This is a genomic window from Kitasatospora sp. NPDC049258 (genome assembly GCF_040678895.1).
Taxonomy (GTDB): domain Bacteria; phylum Actinomycetota; class Actinomycetes; order Streptomycetales; family Streptomycetaceae; genus Kitasatospora.
In genome coordinates this window covers 1-4,196 of record NZ_JBFAQT010000092.1, presented here as the reverse complement: position 1 = coordinate 4,196, position 4,196 = coordinate 1, and the positions used below count along the sequence as shown (strand labels likewise).

The 4,196-nt window shown below is 77.8% G+C and carries 1 protein-coding gene; it reads left to right on the top strand.

Translation table 11 applies throughout. The annotated features are described in order from the left end of the window. Positions 1 to 4,196, top strand: a 4,196-nt coding sequence (locus AB0K43_RS31250; protein ID WP_363645776.1) for an SDR family NAD(P)-dependent oxidoreductase, incomplete at both ends; no start/stop codon positions are given.

Here is a 4,196-nt window from a genome sequence, read left to right as displayed (position 1 = left end):
GGCCGCGCCGGGCCGCGGTCTCGGCCTTCGGGGTCTCCGGCACCAACGCGCACGTGATCATCGAGCAGGCGCCCGCCGAGGCCGCCGCCCCCGAGACCCCGGCGGCTCGGCCAGGCTCCGCGCCCACGCCGGCCCTGGTGCCGCCGGTGCTGCCGTTCGTGGTGTCGGCCCGCACCCCGCAGGCGCTCGCCGCGCAGGCCACCCGGGTCGCCGCCGCCCTGGCGGACGCGGACCCCCTGGCCGCCGCGCACACCCTGATCCACGGCCGGGCCGCCCTGGAGGAGCGCGCCGTCGCCGTCGGCGGCCCCGCCGCGCTGCGCGACCTCGACGGCCCCGGCGTGGTCCGCGGCCGGGCCGGCACCCCCGGCAAGGTGGTCTTCGTCTTCCCCGGCCAGGGCTCCCAGTGGCCCGGCATGGCCGCCGAACTCCTCGACGGCGAACCGGTGTTCGCCGCCGCGCTGGAACGCTGCGCGGCCGCGCTGGCCCCGCACACCGACTGGTCCCTGCTGGACGTGGTGCGCGGCGCCGCAGGCGGCCCGGACCCGGACCGGGTGGACGTGGTGCAGCCCACCCTGTGGGCCGTCATGGTCGCGCTCGCCGAGCTGTGGAAGGCGTACGGCGTCCGGCCCGACGCCGTGGTCGGCCACTCCCAGGGCGAGGTCGCCGCCGCCTACCTGGCCGGCGCCCTCACCCTGGAGGACGCCGCCCGGATCGTCGCCCGCCGTGCCCAGGCACTGGCCACGCTCTCCGGCAAGGGCGGGATGGTGTCCGTCCCCCGCCCGCTCGCCGAGGTCGAGGCGCGGATCACCGCCTGGCCCGGCCGGCTCTCCATCGGCGTGGTCAACGGACCGCAGTCCACCGTGGTCTCCGGCGACCTGGAGGCGCTCGCCGAACTCACCGCCGCCTACACCGCCGAAGGCGCCCGGGTCCGCCCGGTGAACATCGACTACGCCTCGCACTCGGTGCAGACCGACGCGCTGCGCGCCGAACTGCTCGACCTGCTCGCCCCGGTCCGCCCGCGCACCGGCTCGGTGCCGCTGCTGTCCACCGTCACCGGTGACTGGCAGGACACCGCCGGCCTGGACGCCGGGTACTGGTTCCAGAACCTGCGCCGCACCGTGCGCTTCGAGCAGGCCACCCGGCGGCTGGCCGCAGGCGGCCACACCGTCTTCGTCGAGATCAGCCCGCACCCGGTGCTGACCGGTGCGATCGAGGACACCCTCGCCGCCTCCGGCCTCGCCGACCCGGTGGTGACCGGATCGCTGCGCCGCGACGAGGGCGGCCGCACCCGCTGGCTCACCTCGGTCGCCGAACTCCACGTCCGGGGCGTGGCGGTGGACTGGACGCCGGCCTTCGCCGGGATCGCCCCGCACCACGCCGACCTGCCCACCTACCCGTTCCAGCGGCAGCGCTACTGGCTGGACGCCAGCCGCTCGCCCGAGCACCTCGACGGGCCGCAGGCCGCCCCGGACGACCGGTTCTGGAGCCTGGTCGCCCAACGCGACGCCGGCCGGCTCGGCGAGGAGATCGGCGTGGCCTGCGAGCGGATCGCGCCCGTCCTGCCCGCGCTCGCCACCTGGTGGGACCGCCGGCTCGCGGCCACCGCCGCGGACTCCTGGCGCCACCGGATCACCTGGCGGCCCGTCCCCGACCCGGCCGCACCGGCACTCGACGGCAGCTGGCTGATCGTCACGGCCGAGGAGCACCGGGCGCACCCGTGGACCGAGGCGCTGGCCGCCGCGCTCACGGCGCTCGGCGCCCGTACCACCGTGCTGGCCGCCGGCCCCGACCGCGCGGAGCTCGCCGCCGCCCTCACGGCCGCCGGCCCGGTCGGCGGCGTGGTCGCCCTGCTCGGCCCGACCGAGGGCGACGACGGCCCGCTCCCCGGACAGCCGTCCGTGCCCCGCTCGTACGCCACCGGTGTCGCCCTGGCCCAGGCGCTGGACGACACGGGGGTGACCGCCCCGCTCTGGTACCTCACCCGCGGCGCGGTCTCCACCGGACCCTCCGACCCGGTCACCGACCCCGCACAGGCCCTGATCTGGGGCTTCGGCGCGATCCTCGCCGTCGAGCAGCCGGGCCTGCACGGCGGACTGCTCGACCTGCCCGCCGACCCCGACGAGCGCCTCTGGCGGCGGGCCGCCGCCCTGATCGCCGACCCGGCCGCCGACCGCGAGGTCGAGCTGGCGCTGCGCCCCGCCGGGGCGTTCGGCCGGCGCCTCGTCCCGGCCGCCCCGCCCGGCGAGGCGGCCGAGCCCTGGCAGCCGCGCGGCACCGTCCTGATCACCGGCGGCACCGGGGCGCTCGGCGGGCACGTCGCCCGCTGGCTCGCCGGACGCGGCGCCGAGCACCTCCTGCTGGTCAGCCGCCGGGGTGCCGACGCGCCCGGGGCCGCCGTCCTGGAGGCGGAGCTCGCCGCGCTCGGGGCCCGGGTCAGCTTCGCGGCCGCCGACGTGGCCGACCGCGACGCCCTGGCCGCCGTCCTCGCCGGCATCCCCGCCGAGCTTCCGCTCACCGCCGTGGTGCACACCGCCGCCGCCCTGCACGACGGCCTGATCCCCACCCTGACCCCGGAGCAGCTGGAGCTCGCCCTGCGCGCCAAGGTGGGCGCCGCCCGGCTGCTGGACGAGCTGACGGCCGGGCTCGACCTGTCCGCGTTCGTGCTGTTCTCCTCGGTCGCCGGCCTGTGCGGCATCCCCGGCCAGGCCAACTACGCGCCCGGCAACGCCTATCTGGACGCGCTCGCGGCCCGCCGCCGGGCCGCCGGACTGCCCGCCACCGCCATCGCCTGGGGCCACTGGGCGGGCGAGGGCATCGCCGCCGACGGCGCCGAGCAGCAGTTGCTGCGGCACGGCCTGGTGTCGCTGCCGCCCACCGGCGCGGTGGAGCTCCTCGGCCAGGCGCTCGACCACGGCGAGAGCCACCTGGTGGTCGCCGACGCCGACTGGCCGGTGCTCTTCCACGGCCGCCGCCACCCGCTGGCCGCCGAACTGGTCCGCCGGGCCCCGGACACCGAGGCGGCGGAGCCCGCCGCCGAACCCGATCTGATCGCCCGGCTGGGCGCGCTGCCCGCCGCCGAGCGTCGGCGCAGCCTGCTCGGCGTGGTCCGGGCCCAGGCCGCCGCCGTCCAGCGGCACCGCTCCGCCGAGGCCGTCGACCCGGCGCAGGCGTTCCGCGAGCAGGGCTTCGACTCGCTCACCGCGGTCGAGTTCCGCAACCGGCTCGGCGCCGCGACCGGCCGCCGGCTGCCCGCCACCGTGGTCTTCGACCACCCCACCCCGGCCGCGCTGACGGACTGGCTGGCCGAGCAGCTGTGGGGCGCCGACACCGCGCCGGAGGCCGCCGTGCTGCCGGCCGCGGCCCGCGACGACGATCCGATCGTGATCGTCGGCATGGCCTGCCGCTACCCGGGCAAGGTGGCCTCGCCCGAGGACCTCTGGCGGCTGGTCACCGACGGCGTGGACGCGCTCACCGCGTTCCCGGCCGACCGCGGCTGGGACGTGGAAGGGCTGTACAGCCCGGACCCGGACCGGCCCGGCACCTCGTACGCCCGGCACGGCGGATTCCTCGACGGCATCGGCGAGTTCGACGCCGAGTTCTTCGGGATATCCCCGCGGGAGGCGCCCGCGGTCGACCCGCAGCAGCGACTGCTGCTGGAGACCACCTGGGAGCTCTTCGAGCGCGCCGGCGTCGACCCGACCGCGCTGCGCGGCAGCCGCACCGGTGTCTTCGCCGGCATCTCCGGCCGCGACTACGCCACCGGCGTCCAGCAGGTCCCGCAGGAGCTGGAGGCCTACCTCGGCATCGGCAACGCCGGGAGTGTGGCTTCCGGGCGGATCTCGTACACCTTCGGGTTCGAGGGCCCGGCGGTGACGGTGGACACGGCCTGCTCGTCCTCGCTGGTGGCGCTGCACCTGGCGGCCCAGTCGCTGCGCTCCGGCGAGAGCGACCTGGCGGTGGCCGGCGGTGTGCTGCTGATGACCACGCCGACCACCTTCGTGGAGTTCTCCCGCCAGCGGGCGATGTCCCCCGACGGGCGCTGCAAGGCGTTCGCGGCGGCGGCGGACGGCACCGGGTGGGCGGAGGGGGTGGGCCTGCTGTTGGTGGAGCGGCTGTCGGACGCCCGGCGGCTGGGGCACGAGGTGCTGGCGGTGCTGCGCGGTTCGGCGGTCAACCAGGACGGCGCCTCCAACGGG